The sequence below is a fragment of the Paenibacillus sp. FSL H3-0329 genome, from assembly GCF_037963285.1.
In the GTDB taxonomy this organism is placed as follows: Bacteria; Bacillota; Bacilli; order Paenibacillales; family Paenibacillaceae; genus Paenibacillus_AQ; species Paenibacillus_AQ odorifer.
The window spans coordinates 4198529-4215474 of the sequence record NZ_CP150150.1 but is presented as its reverse complement, the minus strand read 5'-3'; the positions used below and the strand labels follow the sequence as shown (position 1 = coordinate 4215474).

20 protein-coding genes are annotated in these 16946 nt (G+C 43.4%); 14 read left to right on the top strand and 6 right to left on the bottom strand.

The features are described 5' to 3' along the window. Positions 1–10: 10 nt before the first annotated feature. Positions 11–271 carry a helix-turn-helix domain-containing protein gene (locus tag NSQ66_RS18615; protein ID WP_036688642.1) on the top strand — a complete coding sequence of 87 codons (261 nt, stop codon included), beginning with the start codon at positions 11–13 and terminating at the stop codon, positions 269–271. A gap of 31 nt (positions 272–302) precedes the next feature. Here NSQ66_RS18615 and NSQ66_RS18610 read toward each other — a convergent pair whose 3' ends face one another. Continuing rightward, a complete protein-coding gene (locus NSQ66_RS18610) occupies positions 303–1136 on the bottom strand; it encodes a MurR/RpiR family transcriptional regulator (RefSeq protein WP_036688639.1) in 834 nt (277 codons plus the stop codon). A gap of 181 nt (positions 1137–1317) precedes the next feature. Here NSQ66_RS18610 and NSQ66_RS18605 point away from each other — a divergent pair, with 181 nt between their 5' ends. Genes NSQ66_RS18605 through NSQ66_RS18590 form a run of 4 tightly spaced genes read left to right on the top strand, consistent with a single transcriptional unit; the run spans position 1318 to position 5586 of the window. Continuing rightward, positions 1318–2196: a hypothetical protein gene (locus tag NSQ66_RS18605; RefSeq protein ID WP_036688636.1), complete on the top strand. Its 879-nt coding sequence runs from the start codon at positions 1318–1320 to the stop codon at positions 2194–2196. Continuing rightward, positions 2189–3934 carry an energy-coupling factor transporter ATPase gene (locus NSQ66_RS18600; protein ID WP_051491580.1) on the top strand — a complete coding sequence of 582 codons (1746 nt, stop codon included), beginning with the start codon at positions 2189–2191 and terminating at the stop codon, positions 3932–3934. The genes NSQ66_RS18605 and NSQ66_RS18600 overlap by 8 nt, the downstream gene beginning before the upstream one ends. After that, positions 3921–4754 carry an energy-coupling factor transporter transmembrane component T gene (locus NSQ66_RS18595; RefSeq protein WP_036688635.1) on the top strand — a complete coding sequence of 278 codons (834 nt, stop codon included), beginning with the start codon at positions 3921–3923 and terminating at the stop codon, positions 4752–4754. The genes NSQ66_RS18600 and NSQ66_RS18595 overlap by 14 nt, the downstream gene beginning before the upstream one ends. A 34-nt stretch (positions 4755–4788) precedes the next feature. Beyond that, positions 4789–5586, top strand: a complete 798-nt coding sequence (locus tag NSQ66_RS18590) for a PHP domain-containing protein (protein ID WP_305953646.1) — start codon at positions 4789–4791, stop codon at positions 5584–5586. Between the two features lie 308 nt (positions 5587–5894). Here the strand turns inward: NSQ66_RS18590 and NSQ66_RS18585 are convergent, their stop codons facing one another. Then, positions 5895–6119: a hypothetical protein gene (locus tag NSQ66_RS18585; RefSeq protein WP_036688633.1), complete on the bottom strand. Its 225-nt coding sequence runs from the start codon at positions 6117–6119 to the stop codon at positions 5895–5897. A 170-nt stretch (positions 6120–6289) separates the two neighbouring features. Here NSQ66_RS18585 and NSQ66_RS18580 point away from each other — a divergent pair, with 170 nt between their 5' ends. From NSQ66_RS18580 to NSQ66_RS18550, 7 genes are all read left to right on the top strand, one after another. After that, a complete protein-coding gene (locus NSQ66_RS18580) occupies positions 6290–7129 on the top strand; it encodes a DegV family protein (protein WP_036688632.1) in 840 nt (279 codons plus the stop codon). Positions 7130–7284: 155 nt separating this feature from the next. Beyond that, positions 7285–7992: a response regulator transcription factor gene (locus tag NSQ66_RS18575; RefSeq protein WP_170914177.1), complete on the top strand. Its 708-nt coding sequence runs from the start codon at positions 7285–7287 to the stop codon at positions 7990–7992. 70 nt (positions 7993–8062) lie between these two features. Then, on the top strand, positions 8063–9388 hold the full coding sequence (locus NSQ66_RS18570; RefSeq protein ID WP_339191801.1) for a HAMP domain-containing sensor histidine kinase: 1326 nt from the start codon (positions 8063–8065) through the stop codon (positions 9386–9388). A 41-nt stretch (positions 9389–9429) separates the two neighbouring features. After that, positions 9430–10536, top strand: a complete 1107-nt coding sequence (locus NSQ66_RS18565; protein WP_036688627.1) for an AI-2E family transporter — start codon at positions 9430–9432, stop codon at positions 10534–10536. 28 nt (positions 10537–10564) lie between these two features. Beyond that, the gene (locus NSQ66_RS18560; RefSeq protein ID WP_036688625.1) at positions 10565–10915 is read left to right on the top strand and encodes an Asp23/Gls24 family envelope stress response protein; all 351 of its coding nucleotides are present in this window, start codon (positions 10565–10567) and stop codon (positions 10913–10915) included. 80 nt (positions 10916–10995) lie between these two features. Continuing rightward, entirely contained in the window at positions 10996–11373 is a 378-nt protein-coding gene (locus NSQ66_RS18555) for a hypothetical protein (protein ID WP_036688624.1), read from the top strand. Between the two features lie 160 nt (positions 11374–11533). Further along, on the top strand, positions 11534–12550 hold the full coding sequence (locus tag NSQ66_RS18550) for a S66 peptidase family protein (protein ID WP_036688621.1): 1017 nt from the start codon (positions 11534–11536) through the stop codon (positions 12548–12550). Between the two features lie 47 nt (positions 12551–12597). Here the strand turns inward: NSQ66_RS18550 and NSQ66_RS18545 are convergent, their stop codons facing one another. The 4 genes from NSQ66_RS18545 to NSQ66_RS18530 form a co-directional block, all read right to left on the bottom strand. After that, complete coding sequence (locus NSQ66_RS18545; RefSeq protein WP_036689115.1) at positions 12598–12882, bottom strand: YxcD family protein; 285 nt, start codon at positions 12880–12882, stop codon at positions 12598–12600. Positions 12883–12890: 8 nt separating this feature from the next. Further along, positions 12891–13322, bottom strand: coding sequence for a hypothetical protein (locus NSQ66_RS18540; RefSeq protein WP_036689112.1), 432 nt, complete (start codon positions 13320–13322; stop codon positions 12891–12893). Positions 13323–13496: 174 nt separating this feature from the next. Further along, positions 13497–14057, bottom strand: coding sequence for a carbonic anhydrase (locus tag NSQ66_RS18535; protein WP_036688619.1), 561 nt, complete (start codon positions 14055–14057; stop codon positions 13497–13499). Positions 14058–14071: 14 nt separating this feature from the next. After that, positions 14072–14413 (bottom strand): iron-sulfur cluster biosynthesis family protein, encoded by a 342-nt coding sequence (locus NSQ66_RS18530; protein ID WP_036688616.1) that lies wholly within the window; start codon positions 14411–14413, stop codon positions 14072–14074. A gap of 163 nt (positions 14414–14576) precedes the next feature. On the opposite strand from NSQ66_RS18530, the gene NSQ66_RS18525 reads away from it, so the two are divergent. Then, positions 14577–16094, top strand: a complete 1518-nt coding sequence (locus NSQ66_RS18525; RefSeq protein ID WP_036688614.1) for a carboxypeptidase M32 — start codon at positions 14577–14579, stop codon at positions 16092–16094. A gap of 56 nt (positions 16095–16150) precedes the next feature. Continuing rightward, positions 16151–16798: a hemolysin III family protein gene (locus NSQ66_RS18520; RefSeq protein WP_339279334.1), complete on the top strand. Its 648-nt coding sequence runs from the start codon at positions 16151–16153 to the stop codon at positions 16796–16798. The last annotated feature ends 148 nt before the right edge of the window (positions 16799–16946 follow it).

Genomic DNA, 16946 nt, shown 5'->3' with positions numbered 1-16946 from the left:
TTGGTTATCAATGTCTAGACAACGATCCATGGAGAATATTATGGCGTCAGAATATGTATCGATAGGGGAATTAGTAAGAATCACAAATGCTCGTTATAGTACACTCAAACATTACACAGAAGAAGGCATGCTGCCCTTTGAACAGGCAGAGGAGAACTTAACACGCAGATATAAAAGAGAAGAAACCGTCGCGCGCATTCTTTGGATCAAAGAAATGAAAGCAAACGGTTTATCTATCCCACAAATTAAAGAAGCTTTAGGAATGAATTAAATATTTCTTCACCTTGCAGTCAAATCTAAACCTAACTCCGCGGGAGCTTCCCCCCATACTGCGCGCGCAATTGCTGCAATTTATCCAGCTTGCTTAGACTACTGTCCCTGTTTGCTAATCCCACTCCAAGGATCAGATTCTCAATAATATAGGTGGGGCCAACCATGGAGTGGAACTCCCAAACCTCACCTCTCCCGGCATAAAGCACGATATCTGCATCTTGCGATCGCGGGTAGACGAGTCTATCTGTGATCAGGATGACTTGGTAATTTACTTCACGTGCATGGTTCAGTATGACTTCAATCTCAGGCAGTATTTGCACAAATCCAAAGACAAGCAAGACATCTTGTTTGTCAGCATGCATTAAGGTCTCTAGCAGCTCATGGCCGCTGGGGGCCATTTTTTTCATTTGAAGACCAAAACGCGCCATTCGATAGATCATTAGCTCGGCTAATCCGGCGCAAGGGCCAGGGCTGTATACATAAATAATCCGAGCTGTTGATATTGCATCTACTGCACGCTTTAGTACATCGTCACTTAAATAGCGGCGTGTTTCTTGCAAATGATGTGAACAATTGTCCAGCAGCAGTTGAGGGAGTGAGGTATCGTCTGATCGCTGCATGGCATCACGCATTTTTACAGAAGGTGTGGATTCAAAGCGGAAACGGAGCCGGTTTTTAAAATCTTTGGCATGTTTATACCCCGCAGCTTTCCAGAACCGTGAAACGGAGGCAATGCTCAAATGCAGCTCGTCTGCCATTTCTTGTTCGGTCATATAGACCACACGTTGCTCATTTTTCTGAATAAAGTCGGCAATTATCCGTTGATTAGGCGAAAAAGCGCGATGGTTCCAATCTTTATACAATCTCTCAATCCTCCTATGATGATGCGATAGATAGAATATAACGTGCGAATATGTTGTAAATATTTTTACAACGTTAAAAATATTGAAAAAAATATTACTCTCATTTAACAAATGAAAAAAGCTGTGATGACATGGCCTTCTTATAATGAAGATAAATTCTTATTGGGAGGCCAAATATTTCATGAGCACGATAAAAACGCGTTACACACTGACTCAGTCACAAAAAATGATGATTTTTGTACTGTCGATGTCGCTTTACGGGTTGTCCAATATGTTTACCGAGCTAGTGCCTGGGATCAAACTGGGCCCGATTGAATTATCCATTGAATATTTCGCTTTCATTCCTTTGACATTATGTATGTTGTTTCACCCCTTATATGCGGCGGTCGGAGCAGCTGTTGGTGAGGTAATCTTCGGGGAATTGATGTTAGGTCAATTTGGTGGTTTAGGGGAGCTGGAGAAATTTATTACCTTCTCACTGGCGATGTATACCGCAGGCCGCATGGTATCTGATCCGAAGAATCGTAGACAGGTTGGAGTGGCTGCGATTACCGGCGTGGTGATTCACCAGTTTTTTAGCTCCGTTATAGATATTGTGAAGGTATGGGTAGGGGTAGAAGAGCTAGAGGCTGTTAAAGGGCTGGCAGAAAGTATCGTTGTAATTGAGGGAGTAGGGTTCCTGAATGATGTACTCTTCTCCGGCATTTTGTTCGCGCTGATTCCTACTATGTATCTGGTTCCGCGTTTATATGGAAAAATTGAACCATTGATCGGCATGAAGCCACGTGAGCGGAATATGAAATATGCAACAGGAGCATGGCTATCTCCTAAGCTGGTCATTGCCGGAACCTTTCTAGTGATGGTAGCGGTGGGTTCGGAATTGTTATCGGAATCGGGCTGGAACTTCGGTGATTTTGAGCTTGCAGGAGCGGAATCGAATGAAAAGACCTTGATTTGGCTCAGTATGTTGGTAGCGGCTGTAGTAGCGGCAACGGCGATTATTACACTGCTTCGGCGTTCGGCACGAAAAAGACAGGAAGCGGGTCAAGCAGATGCGTAATACAATTCTTGAATTGAACAAAATTAACTTTACGTATCCGGGAGCTGAACAACCAGTACTGCAAGACGTAGACTTACGACTGGGAGAAGGAGATTTTATTGCGATCATCGGCAGTAATGGCTCCGGGAAATCTACTCTCTGCAAATGCTTTAACGGCTTAATTCCTCATTATTACACTGGTGATTTCAGTGGAGAGGTGACAGTTTGCAGCCAATCTGCGGATGGAAAAAGTGTAGCAGAGCTGTCCAAACGTATCGGTTATGTTTATCAGGATTTCGAGAATCAATTGGTACGGCCGACGGTACTTGATGATGTGTCTTTTACACCTCTGAATTATGGGTTTACGGATTACAAGGAACGGGGAGAGCGTGCGCTGGCGTTAACCGGACTTAGTGACTTGAGGCATGAATTTATTTGGCAGTTAAGTGGTGGGCAAAAACACCTGCTCGCTCTGGCCGGAGCATTAGCTATGGATCCGGAAATTCTGGTTATCGACGAACCCGTAGCCCAGCTGGATCCGCAGCATGCCCGTCATATCTATGATATTTTGCAGCGTTTGAATGAAGAGCATGGAAAGACCATTGTAGTGATTGAGCATCATGCGGAATTTATTGCGGATTATTGTAAAAATGTTGTCCTGATGGATCAGGGTAAAATGCGCTGGCAGAAGCCTGTGCGTGAAGCTTTGTCATCTGTAGAAGAATTGCTAGAGCTGGGCATTTACCCACCGGATGTGACCCGGGCGGCTTGGCTGCTACAGCCTGATGATCAGAAGTCAAAGCTGCTTCCCTTAAATGCTGAGGAAGGCAGTACCCGCATGATGCTTCGTCAAGGTGCCAATGTGGAGACACTTCCAATCGGACGTATTCAAGATCAGCTCCCCATAGCTGCAAAAGAAGAAAATTCTATTGCTCAGCTGGAGAATGTTCACCTCTCTTACCGTACGATTCATAAGGTGCTGCATCCTGTACTGAATGGAATTCAGCTAGAACTGCGGCAGGGAGAGTCCATTGCTCTTATTGGCAACAACGGAGCAGGTAAATCTTCATTAATGAAGCTGATTGCTGGTATTGTCAGACCTACAGCTGGAACCGTAAAGGTTAAAGAAATGACGGTGAACGGGTTGCCGCCTGAACGTCTCTCCGGTACGGTAGCTTACGTATTCCAGAATCCGGAGGAAATGTTTATCGAGGATTCTGTGCGTAAGGAAATCGCTTATTATCTGAAGGCGCGGAAATTACCAGATACGGATGAAAGAGTGGATGAGATGCTAAAGGCGTTTCGCTTAAGCGAGCTGGCTGAACGGGATGCCCGACTGCTAAGTGGCGGGCAGCAGCGCCGGGTATCCTTGGCGATTGGTGCCGCGGTTAAACCCGCCATCATGCTGCTTGATGAACCGACAGCTAATCTGGACATTTCGACCAAACAAGAAATGGTACATGTGCTGGAGACGCTTCGTAATCATGTGAAGACGGTCGTCATCGCAACTCATGATATGCAGCTTGTCTCAGAATGGGCCAGCAGAATAATTGTAATGCATCAAGGGCGGATAATCGCGGATGGGACGAAGGATGAAATTTTCGCTGACGGCCCTCTTTTACGGCGTGCGGGTCTGGCTCAGACCCAATTGATGGAGCTAAGTCGTATGCTCGGTCTCCCTAGAATTTGCAGTAGCTTAGAAGAGTTTGTGAGTTTAGTGGAAAAGAAGGAGGTAGCTGCAATCCATGGAAGCCGTTAAACGGGCACTTGACCGTATATCTGTAGAACAAATCAAATTGGAGTTACTAGGAACCGCATATAACAGCAGCAGTACTTTTCTGGGCAGGCTGGACCCGCGAACCCTGCTGCTCTGGTATCTCTTTTTTGCCATCGTGCCTTGGTTTGTACATAACCGGACAATCCTGTTAGGGATGTTCGTGCTTATGGTTTTAACGACCGTCCTCTCCCGAGTCAGCCCTTATATTATTTTTATATTATGTCTCGGCTTAATCAGCCAGATTGGCTGGATGTTTATATTGTCGCTCTTTTTCGGCGGGGGGATTGAATCCTTGCTGCCTATGCTGACACTGACGCTTAAGCTTTCGGTGATTTCGCTGGCAAGTATTACGGTTTTCTCAAGTCTTGATCCGGAACGACTTAGTGACGGCTTACTATCTTTAGGAATCCCTGATACCTTTGCGTTCAGCTTATCTTATGGCTATCGTATTTTGCCTACTTTACTGGAGGAATTCCATCAAATTCTACTTTCCTTTAGATTGAGAGGGCAACGACCGCTTCAACATGGAATTTTCTACTGGCGAACAATAACGTATTATTTGCGAATCGTCATTCTGGTATTTTACCCGCTCATGTTGAACACAGCTAAACGTTCTCGAACAACGATTGAAGCTCTTGAGACTCGGGGATTTAGCTACGGGCTTAATAATAAGAAAGTGAAGAAGATCAAGTTATCTTATTTGAAAATGAAGCGGTCCGACTGGTACTTTTTATCCGGATCCATTGCTTATGTCATCTTGATATTCTGTATTGGTTATCTCTACCCTGAACTGGTGTATTAACATAACTTACAAGCTCAAAGGAGACGAATTAGACATGATGAATATTGATCTGCATACCCATGGTAAATTATCTAAGAAATCTACGTTTTCCCCCGAATATTTTGCGGAGATGATGTTCGAAGCCAAGGCAAATGGATTACAGGCTGTAGCATTGACCGAGCATTTTAATACTTCTAATTTCTTTGCGATGTATGATGCGCTGGATCAGACTTATCCCTATAACGGGCATTATTACGATGTGAACGGACTTAAACTGTTTCCAGGCATGGAAGTGGATATCGCGGAGACAGGTCACATCCTGTTGATCGGACTAAAGGAGAATGTTCTAGCTGTCCGCGCTTTACTAGATGAGCATACACAGGAGGGGAATTTCATACCTTTTAAGCAGTTGCTTGATATGGCCGACGAACATAATCTTTGGAAAATCGGAGCCCACCCCTTCCGAACTTCTACGCCTTTACATCAACTGGATCCGGCATTGCTTCAGCGATTAGACGCTTTTGATTTCAACGCTAAGGATATTTACATGCAGGGTGTGGAGACTTATAAAAACTTGATCACGCCCTTTGCTGAGAAGCTGGGTGTGCCTGTGATTGCTGGCAGTGACAGTCATCAGTGTTTGCAGTATGGCAGTGTTGTGAATCGTCTGCAAGACTCCTGCTCAACTGTGGAAGAATTGAAGGAAGCTATCAAACAAGGAAACTATGTAATAGAGGTTTCTCCGTGTCTTCATACCAAAGTAAAAGCTTCGGTAATGATGAAAAAACTATTGAAGCAGTTAATTGGCGAAGCCCCCTCCAGAGATGAAGCGGAGTTAGGATATATGGCGTAGAAAGTAGAAGAGGGTTGTTCCATAAGCCATGAAATGATGAAATGGCTTATGGAACAACCCTTTTTGTTGTTCGCTGGATTTCATTACTTTTGCATGTACAAAGATAACTATCGGACACAGATGACCTTAAACGCAGTTTTATTCCGTATTTGGGATGCTAACGGACCGCATAGCCACTAATGGCACGAATAACACCGTATATGAACCTCATTCTACAGAATAACGGCTCTGGAGTCCGAAACTCTGCTCAAAAGGCTGGAAATTTGCCAATAACGTCATCTGGGTCCTCAAATCTTAGAATGTATGAATTATCGTTTGTCTTTCGAATCTTTATTGCTGACACGGGTGGGTCTGGTCACCCAATTCGTGCGATTCATCGGTTTTACAGTATCAATTCTTGAATTGGAAGGTTCATTCGAAGGTTCTGTGGATTCAGTTTCAGCAGAAGCTGTACCCTCTTGATCTCCGGTTTTTTTCCTCGATAGTCCTGTACCATCATGTTTGCCTCTGTTCCATACTCTTCCCTTACTCATACATACACTCCATTTCTATACGCTTATTCATAAACCATATCATATAAGGACAAGTTAAGGAAGAAAGACATAGCACAGATCGAAGAATTTTTCAAGTTATAAAGGTTACTGGAGATTTCATTTTATGGTGGCTATAATAGTACTGATATTGAAAGGAGAGTACTTATATTATGGCAATCAAGATCATAACAGACAGCGGTTCAGACCTGCCCCTTGACTACATGGAGAAGTATAATGTTTCCGTGATCCACCTACCGGTTCATTTTGGGCATGAGTTAATGCCGGCAGATACGGACACGAAAAGCTTTTATGCTCAAATGCGCGAATCCAAGGAGCTGCCTACCACAGCTAGTCCAAGTCCCAACGAATTCCTTGAGAAGTTCAAGCAAGTGGAGGAGGGAACTGACATTATGGTCATTTGTATGTCCTCTAATATTAGTAGCACTTATCAGACGGCTATGATTGCTATGGAAATGTATAAGGATGAAGGACATACCAATGCAATAGAGGTTATAGATTCCAAAAACTTCTCAGGCGGGCTGTCATTGATTGTCGGCCTGGCGGCGCAGTGGTCTTTAACTTGTTCAAGCTTGCAAGAGCTTAAGGAAAAGGTACTTCAGCAGATAGAGGAAGTTAACGCTTATTTTACGCTGGACACTCTGGAGAATGTAATGAAAGGCGGACGTCTAAGTCGGCTTTCGGGAGCCGTAGCGTCTGTACTCAATATAAAGTTGCTGCTCAAAATCAGCGAAGAAGGCACTGTCGAAGTAGTGGAGAAGACCCGGGGTCTTCCAAAAGCACTGAATCGTCTGCTTGCGCATTTGGATGAGAAGCAGCATGATTACGAGAAAGCGGTTATCGCTATTGTACACAGTAATTGTGAGAAGCTGGCACTCGAGATTAAAGAACGCATTTTACTAAAGCATCCCTTCAAAGAAGTCTTACTCTCAAGCATGGGTCCGGTTATGGGAACCTATGCTGGGGAAGGCGGAATTGGCGTAGCTTTTTAAAGTAGTGATCCTCACAATCCAGACAAATTACGATCGTACATGGGACGGTTTCCCGTGTGCGATTTTTATTTTATTACTATGTGATAATTTAGCTATTCTTTAGATTGTGTTTAGGCTCTGTTAATAATCACAGAATATAGTTAGATGGGGGGATTATCATGTATACAATATTGATCGCTGATGATGAAGCAGAAATTGTGGAATTGCTAAGATTGTATTTAGAGAAAGAGTACAACATTTTGGAAGCGAACAGTGGGACTGAAGCCTTAACGCAGGTACAGAACCATAAAGTTGATTTGGCAATTCTGGATATTATGATGCCGGGTCTGGATGGACTGCAATTATTGAAAAAGATACGCGAGGTGCATCATTTTCCAGTGTTATTTTTATCCGCCAAAAGTGAACATCATGACAAGATTCTGGGTCTTGAACTAGGAGCTGACGATTATATTTCGAAACCGTTTAATCCATTAGAAATAGTAGCCCGTGTTGGAGCACTGCTGCGGCGTGTACATCATTTCGATGCGCAAGTCGTTGAGGAAAAAGAAGCTGAACAGATCGTATTAGGTGAATTAATGCTGGATCAAAGCCAGTGTCTGCTCTATCGATCAGGTGAACCTGTGGTGCTTACTTCTACCGAGTACAAAATTTTGGAACTAATGATGAAGCAGCCTGGACGAGTCTTTACACGCAAAAAAATATATGAGGCCGTGTGGGAAGATTTCTATGTGTACGAAGATAATAGTATCATGGTACATATCAGCAATATCCGGGAAAAAATTGAGGAAGACTCCAAAAAGCCAGTATATTTAAAGACTATTAGAGGGCTGGGATACAAAATTGAAGCGCCTATGGAGCAATAGAGATCAACGACCTTTACAATCATCGCTGACGCTGGATTTTTTGTTGTTTATCTGTATTTTGTTTTTTCTCGTGATTGTATATTATTTGTTTATTAATCTTGATGTGACCCATATTTTTGAAAAAAATAAAATCGCTGATCCTGATTTGAAGGTGGAAGCTAGTGCTTATCGAGATAATCTGGAGCATGGGATAGAAACCAAACGTCTTCTGCGTAGCGGGGGATGGATCGAGGTCTTGGATCAAGACATGAAGGTCACCAAGGTTGTTGGAGAAAAAAAAGACGGTGTAACCCAATATACCAGTAACCAGCTTTTAAAAAGTTTGGAAAATGGAGAAGATCAAGCTTACTATTACTCGTTGACCACGCTAAATGCTCAGAGCGAATCGGAGTGGCTGCTGCTGAAGCTGCCGCGGGAAGCTATCACCATCACCATAAATAGTGATCCCTTCGTCGCCTACTTTAATCATTCGCTTTCATACTATGTCTTTTTGGGTGTGGGAATGATTCTTTTGCTAATTATCGTGTACAGCTATTGGGTGGCGCGGCGAATCAGGAAACCACTGCGTATCATCACGCTTGGATTGAAGCAGATGATTCAGGGGAATTATGATACTCGAATCGCTTTATATGCAGAGAAGGAATTTTCGCAAATTGGAGAGACTTTTAATTATATGGCAGATGTAATTGAAAAGACGACCAAAGAAAAACGCCAGGCAGAAGAAAGTAAGAAACGGATGATGGTTGATCTGTCCCATGATCTAAAGACGCCGATAACGAGTATACAGGGCTTTGCACAGGCGCTTGTAGAGGGCAGAGGCGAGGATGAAGAACGCCAAAAAAGATATTTAAGCTATATTTATAATAAATCCTCACAAGTTACTAAGCTGATTCAGAACATGCTGGAGCTGTTAAAAATAGATTCACCGGATTTCTTGCTACGAATGGAGCGTCAAGAACTGGGCGAATTTATTCGTGAAATCATTGCAGATACCTACGGAGAGATTGAACAAAAGAATTTTGTTTTGCATCTAAATGTTCCCGAAGAGGATGTGTTCTTGAACTTTGATGCGGAGCTGCTCTCGAGTGTGGTTCATAATTTGATCTCCAATGCACTGATCTATAATCCTCCAGGTACACATTTGCGTGTGGAGGTGATCCCTTTGGAGAAAGAAGTCACGATTGAAATCGCTGATACTGGAGTGGGTATTCCAGAAGAGCTGTGGTCCACAATGTTTGATCCGTTTGTTCGGGGAGATAAAGCGCGGACAGCTTCGGGAGGAACAGGGCTAGGTCTCTCGATAGCTATGAAAAATACAGAGAAAATGGGGGGTACGCTTCATCTCAGTCGCCGAAAGAAGGAACCTACGGTGTTCACCATCCGGATTCCGAAATAACGAGCTGGAAGACATCCAAATCAGAAGACGGGAGAGAAACTATGGCTAAACTGAACAATTTCATCAGAGTTTGTCTAGCGATCCTTTTAGTGTTAGGCATTGTATTTTTAGGCTCACGCGTAGATTTTTTATTCACACCGATCCTGTCTTTGTTCAGTGTCATTATAGTGCCTTTAATGCTGGCGGGTTTCTTTTATTACCTGCTGCGGCCACTGATCGATACCTTGGAGAAATATAAGCTGAATCGTTCTTTGGCGATTATCATCGTATATGTAGTTATTTTAGTGCTTCTGTTTGCTTTTATTATCGGTGTTTGGCCTTCACTTCGCACACAATTAGTTAATTTCGTCGATAATATGCCGAATCTCATTGCCTCCTTGAATCAACAGCTGTTGAAACTAGAAGATAATGAATTTCTGTCTGCGTTGATCCCTGCTGATGCGAATCCAGCCTCCACATTGACGGATTATTTGAATAAAGGGTTTACGCTGTTAACGAATTACGTTTCAGGACTGTTCTCTTTTGTTTCGAATTTCGCGATCATTTTGTTCACCTTTCCGATTATGTTATTCTACATGCTTAAGGAAGGTGGGAAATTCGGACGTAAGATTGTAAGTTTCTTCCCAAAGAAGTATCGTGAAGAAGGAACTACAATGATGACTGAAATCGACAGTGCGCTTAGTGGCTTTATCGTGGGCCGGGTGCTTGTTAATTTAGCCTTAGGCGTTCTGATGTATATTGGTTTCCTTATTATCGGCCTGCAATATGCATTGCTGTTGACTGTAATCGCAGTTGTGATGAACTTCGTGCCTTTTATTGGTGCGATACTGTCTAGTATCCCTATTTTCATCATCGGATTCATTCAATCGCCGTCTATAGCCGTCTGGTCCATCATCATTGTTCTGGTAGCGCAGCAGATACAGGATAATTTAATCGCTCCCTACATCTTTGGGAAAAAGCTCGATATTCATCCACTGACAACGATTATCCTGGTATTGGTTGGCGGGGATTTAGGCGGGATCATAGCGATATTGCTGATTATTCCGCTGTATATGATTGTTAAAATCGTCTTGACCAAGGCCTATTATTTGTTTGTCAAGCAACGACGGGTAGAGATAGAGGTAGAGGAGAGTCCTGATATCTCTTAAGGTAATAAAACATTATGGAGGGATTTCTATGAATGAAGGAACGGAGCAAGGACTAATTCATATTTCAGATGATGTGGTGACTTCGATCGTCGGGCAAGTGGTTCTGGACACACCGGGTATTGCCGGCATGTCAGGAAGCAGTATCTCGGACAACTGGGCTAAACGTCTAAGCGGTAAAAATGTAAAAAAAGGAATGTCCGTTGAAGTAAAAGAAGTGGATGTTGCCATCGATCTTCAGGTCATAGTTAATTACGGATGTGTGATTCAAGAGGTCTGCTATATGCTGCAGCAAAATGTAAGAAATGCTGTTGAAAATATGATGGGACTGTCTCTAGTTTCCGTAAATGTTAAGGTTGAGAAGGTCGCACTGCCATTCTAAGAATAGCCCATTTAATAGGCACCGTAATCTAGGCTTCTACATAGAATGGAGCAAATCCATTTACGGAGGTCAGAACATCCATGTCGACATTTAACACTGGGCAGCAACAGAATGTGATTTATCAGGCCGATCCTGCTGTGATCCGGCACCTGCACGGTGTCCGTGATTCCCTACATCAATCTTGCAAGCCATACCTTAACCATAAGGTGAACGTACAGACAATAGATGGCTTTGTACATGAAGGCGTTATAGCCGGAGTAGATAATAAACACTTGTATCTGAATGTTGCAGCTAATGGGCAAATGCCCCGCGGGTTTTACAACCCTCATCAGCCTTATCATCCTCATCCGGGCCCGGGACCTGGCCCATATCCAGGACCTTATCCAGGTCCCCCATACAATAATAATGTGATTTTACCGCTTGTGTTGTTTGAACTGCTTGCTATCTCTTTAATCTAGTGCTTGGGTTTAATTGAAGAAGGACATGTGCAGGATTTGTGGTCATACGTTGACGCATCCCGCCAGGTCCTTTTTTTGTAGGCGTAAAGTATGTGTTAGAAGGAGGTGTTCTCATTATCACTTTAGGGATATAATGGGTACAAACTCTGGGAGGTGGCATATGATTAGATACCCTTTTTTGAAAAAAAATGCGACGATAGGCGTTACAGCACCTTCATCTGGAGTAGGCATTCAAAATGCAGAACTTCTTACACTGGCCTCCAGCCGGTTGAAGTCGCAAGGATTTAATGTCATTATCGGCGAAACGGCATGGAAGCAAGATAAGGCTAAATCTGCACCAGCCAATGTTCGTGGTCATGAGTTTAATGAGATGATCAATGATGACGGAATCGATGCCCTTATTCCGCCTTGGGGCGGGGAATTGTTAATTGAAGCTCTGGAATATATTGATTTTGATGCTTTGCAGGACAAATGGATCGTGGGATATTCAGATATAAGCGTCTTGCTGCTTGCGGTCACGCTGACAACCGGTCTGGCTACTGCTCACGGAGCGAATCTCATTGATTTACGGGGAGAGTATTCAGATGATACTACAGCCCTCTGGCAGGCGGTTCTAGAGACATCAGTGGGTGAGTCCATTGTCCAGCATTCATCTCTTAAATATCAGCGGGAATGGCAGCATGATGTGCCTTCGCCATGCGTTTTTCATTTGACAGAGGAGACCTATTGGAAGTCTCTAACTACAGATGCTGTAACGATGAAAGGACGTCTGTTGGGTGGTTGTATAGATGTAATTAGGCATTTAATCGGCACGCCCTATGGAAAGCTCCAGCATTTTCAGCAAGAAATGATTCATGACGAACCTATAGTTTGGTATTTGGAAAATTGTGAATTGAACACAGCGGATTTACGCAGATCTTTAGTGCAGATGAAGCTGGCAGGGTGGTTTGAGAATTGTTCGGGGATTATGTTTGGCAGAAGTCCAGCTAATCGGCCTGTGGATAACTATACTGCCGAGGATATCTATGCTGAACTTTCTGAAGAGCTTAAGGTACCGATCGTTTATGATATCGATTGTGGTCATGTCCCGCCGCAGGTTACTTTTATTAATGGAGCTTATGCAGAAATTGAAGTGGCAGATGGAGTAGGGACGGTAAAGCAATATTTCTATGAATAGCGTTATATCAAAAAGGACAACCCCTTGGGTTGTCCCTTTTACTATCATTAGTTCCCTGTATTTACAATCGCTGTGATTTCCTCATCCAGGTCCAGTCTTACATCTTCACGATAGGCGCGAACACCATATTCGCTGAGCATGTAACGCAGGATCGCTTCAATCATATTGGACTCCACTAGAAATTGACTGCGGCCCTGTACCCAAACCTCTGCAGAGTAACCGGTATCTTCTTCCCAGCTCAGTTCCACCTGAACATCCTCTGGGCGAACAGCCTTTCGTTCCGCCATGTGCAGACAGAGGGCATTGATGATCTCATCCATGCTTAGAACGATTGTAGACATTAGTAACGACCATTCTGTTCTTCTAAGCGGCGACGTTCTTTTCTACGACGGAAGAAGGACATCACGAGCATAACCAGTACATAGATAGCTAGCATATTAACGGCAAAGCCTAGGAAGTCACCAAAAGCTCCCATTCCACCAAACATTCCACCGAATAATAATCCGGCCAAACCACCGATCATCATGCCCTTCATTAAGCTGCCGCCGCTGAAGAATCCACGTTTCGTATTAGCGGCAGATCCTGCTGTGGAGCTTTTAGTGCTGTCACTTTTTTTGATGTTATTTGTTGTTGTTGATTTTTTTGGAGTTGTTGAATAGCTGCGAGTGCCGGATTTGAAACCGCCGCCACCTCGACGTGCATCGGCAAAGTCTGGAGCAGCCACTGCAAAAAATAGAGTGAAGGCCATTAGAATCATCATTACGCGTTTCATTGGTTTCATTTAGTACGAAAACCCTCCTGTGAGCATGAATTTTTGTGTATGGTCGGTAATACGCAGACATGCCCCACAAGGTTTCAATTTTATTTATCATAATTTATACTTTTATGCACAAAAAAAGCGTGGATCCAGGATCCACGCAAACAGCAGTTAGAGAGTCGTCATTCGTTACTTATACCCATCAGCGACAAGCTCAAGCGCTCCGGTTGCCGGATCGATGATCATGCCATGGATAGGTACATTAGGGGGAAGCAGTGGATGACGTTTAATCAGGTCCACAGTCTGAATTACCCCTTCTTCGACATTGTCAAACCCACGCAGCCATTTTGTTAGTTTGATTCCGGAATTCTCCAGTGTAGACAGCACTTCTTCAGATACGCCACGTTCTTTAATGGAATTGATCATATGGTCTGCATTGAGGGAGGCCATACCGCATTCATAGTGTCCAACCACGATTACTTCTTCAGCATCTAGTTCATATAGAGCTACCATTACACTACGCATAACACTACCGAAAGGCTGAGAAATAACCGCACCAGCATTTTTGATAATTTTGACATCACCGTTTTTGAAATTCATGGCTTTCGGCAATAATTCAACGAGTCTAGTGTCCATACAGGTGATGATCAGCATTTTTTTGTCAGGATAACGACTGGTTAAATAAGCTTCATAGTCCTTATTCTCTACAAAACTTTTATTAAAGTTAATAATTTCTGATACGTGGCTCATATTAGCTTCCTCCCTTAAAATCCTTGAATTGTACTTACGTTGCGCATATCTCTTACCATGATATTGTTGCCATAAATCTGAGAATCACTGACCAGCTTATAGGAAGAGAAACGTTCCTCTGCATCGAGTCGCATCTTGTCTTCATAAAAGATTTCCTGTTGCCGGCTTACGATAAAGGGAAGAGAATTCGTCTCTATCCTAGAATCGCCTTGCTCCACTTCTGAAACAATCAGTAACACATTAATTCCGTCACACCCGCAGCCTACCGTATCATAAAAGAGCTTGAAAAATCCTGGCTGATCTCCAAGCCTTTCCTTCAACTTCCTTTCTGCGAGAGGTGTAACTTGAATCATCATAGCCCTGTTCACGCTCCTTGATTTTTGTTCGAAGCATGCTCTGCTTCTTATGTAACTCATTAAATATTTAAAATTAGAGATGTAATCTCTGAAGTTGATTATACTCATTCAAAAAAGTATCATCAAGAGGAGTCTGTAAAACAGAGAAAGCAGGTGGAGTAGAATGGAACAACAAGTAAAGGAACGATGGGAACAATTCAGCGAGTTATTGGCAAAAATTAGTGGATATTCAGAGGCCATAGAATTAATGCACTGGGATTTGCGCACAGGTGCACCGCGTAAGGGAGTAGAAGTTCGTTCCGGTACGATTGGGATGCTGAGTGGAGAATTGTTCAGACTCGAGATTTCACAGGAGATGGGTGACTTCACAGCATTTTTCAGTCGTCCAGAAGTGTTGAGCCAGCTTACAGCTAATCAACAAAAGATCGTCAACGATTGCCGCAAAGAGTATGAGCGCAGTAAGAGTATTCCTTCCAAAAGATTTGAAGAGTACGCTGTCCTGTCTGCTCATTCCCAAACGATCTGGGAAGAAGCTAAGGAGAACAATGACTTTGCTACATTTGAACCTTATTTGAGCAAAATCGTAGCTCTGAAACAAGAGTTCATCGATTATTGGGGTGTAAATGGCACACGTTACGATACGCTACTAGATATGTATGAGCCTGATCTCACGGTAGAGAAGGTGGATGAAGTGTTCAGTCGCCTCCGCAGCCGCTTGGTTCCGTTAGTGGAAGCTATCGCTGCTTCACCTAATAAACCTGATACCAGCTTCTTGCAGCAGATTTTCCCTAAAGAGCAGCAACAAAAGTTTGGTAACTTTATTCTGAAGCAAATGGGCTATGACTTCGACGCAGGCCGCTTGGATGAGAGTGTGCATCCTTTTGCTACAGGGCTGAATCCAGGTGACGTTCGTATTACGACCGCTTATTTACTTGATAACGTGACTAGTGCCGTCTTCAGTTCACTGCATGAAGGTGGACATGCGCTTTACGAACAAAATATCAGCCAAGATTTAGTGGGAACACCACTGGCTCAAGGCGCATCGATGGGGATTCATGAATCTCAGTCGAGACTATGGGAGAATATGATCGGCCGCAGCCGTGCGTTCTGGCAACGTTATTACGGTGATCTACAGCAGCATTTCCCAGAGCAGCTTGCTAATGTAGATGTAGAGGATTTCTACCGGGCTATTAACAGTGTGGAAAATTCATTCATCCGAATTGAAGCAGATGAGCTTACATACAATCTGCACATTATTGTGCGTTACGAGATCGAAAAGCTTATTTTTAATGAAGGTCTATCTGTCAAAGATCTGCCTCAGGTATGGAATGCTAAATATCAAGAATATTTAGGTATTACACCGCCTAATGATGCACTTGGTGTATTGCAGGATGTGCACTGGTCCGGTGGAGACTTCGGATATTTTGCATCCTACTCTTTGGGGAATATGTACGCTGCCCAAATCTTGAATACACTCCGCAAGGAGCTGCCGAACTACGATGAATTGATTGCTGCGGGAAATCTTTTGCCGATTAAAGAATGGTTAACAGAAAAAATCTACCGTTTCGGAAAAAGCCTGACCCCTTCGCAAATTATCGAACAAGTAACAGGTGAGCCGCTGAGCCCAGATTATCTGGCTGATTATTTGGAGGAGAAATACACGGAGATTTACAAACTGTGATCCAGTGAGGTCCGCGTGGTATAATAGAAAGAAAGCTTAGACGGAAGGATATGGATATGGCAAATACTCACACCTACACCCGGAGAGAAGAAGTCGCGAATGCGATTACGCACGGGATCGGAGCTGTATTAAGCGTCGCTGCACTTGTCCTGCTTGTTGTTTTTGCAAGTCTGAAAGGAACGGCATGGCATGTGGTCAGCTTCTCCATTTATGGAACGACAATGCTGCTTCTGTATCTCAATTCAACACTTGTGCATAGTCTCAAAGAGGGCAAGGCGAAGGATTTGTTCGAATTTTTCGATCACTCCTCTATTTATCTGTTTATCGCAGGCACGTACACTCCCTTTTTGCTAGTAACTATTCGGGGAACACTTGGCTGGAGTTTATTTGGAGTCATTTGGGGGATCGCAGTATTTGGCGTTTTCTTCAAAGCATTTTTTGTTAAAAAGTTTCTGTTCATGTCTACGGTATTCTACATTGCTATGGGGTGGCTGATTGTTATCGCCTGGAATCCTCTTTCGGCAGTTGTAGCGGACGGTGGTATGATTCTGCTGATGGCTGGCGGAGTGCTTTATACTTTAGGTACAGTTTTTTATGTATGGAGAGGGTTTCCGTTCCATCACGCGATCTGGCATGTATTTGTTCTTGCAGGCAGTGTCACACATTTCTTCGCCATATTGATTTATGTACTGCCAATCCAATAATTTCAAGCGGATTTATCGCGGAAAATATGGATTTTTAATAAAGAAAGAGATGACAAGCAAAAGTGCTTGACATCTCTCTTTCTTTTAGGTATCATAAGGGACGTTGTGAAGGTGTAAAGTGTTTTTCCTTGACGAAGGGGTTGTCCTT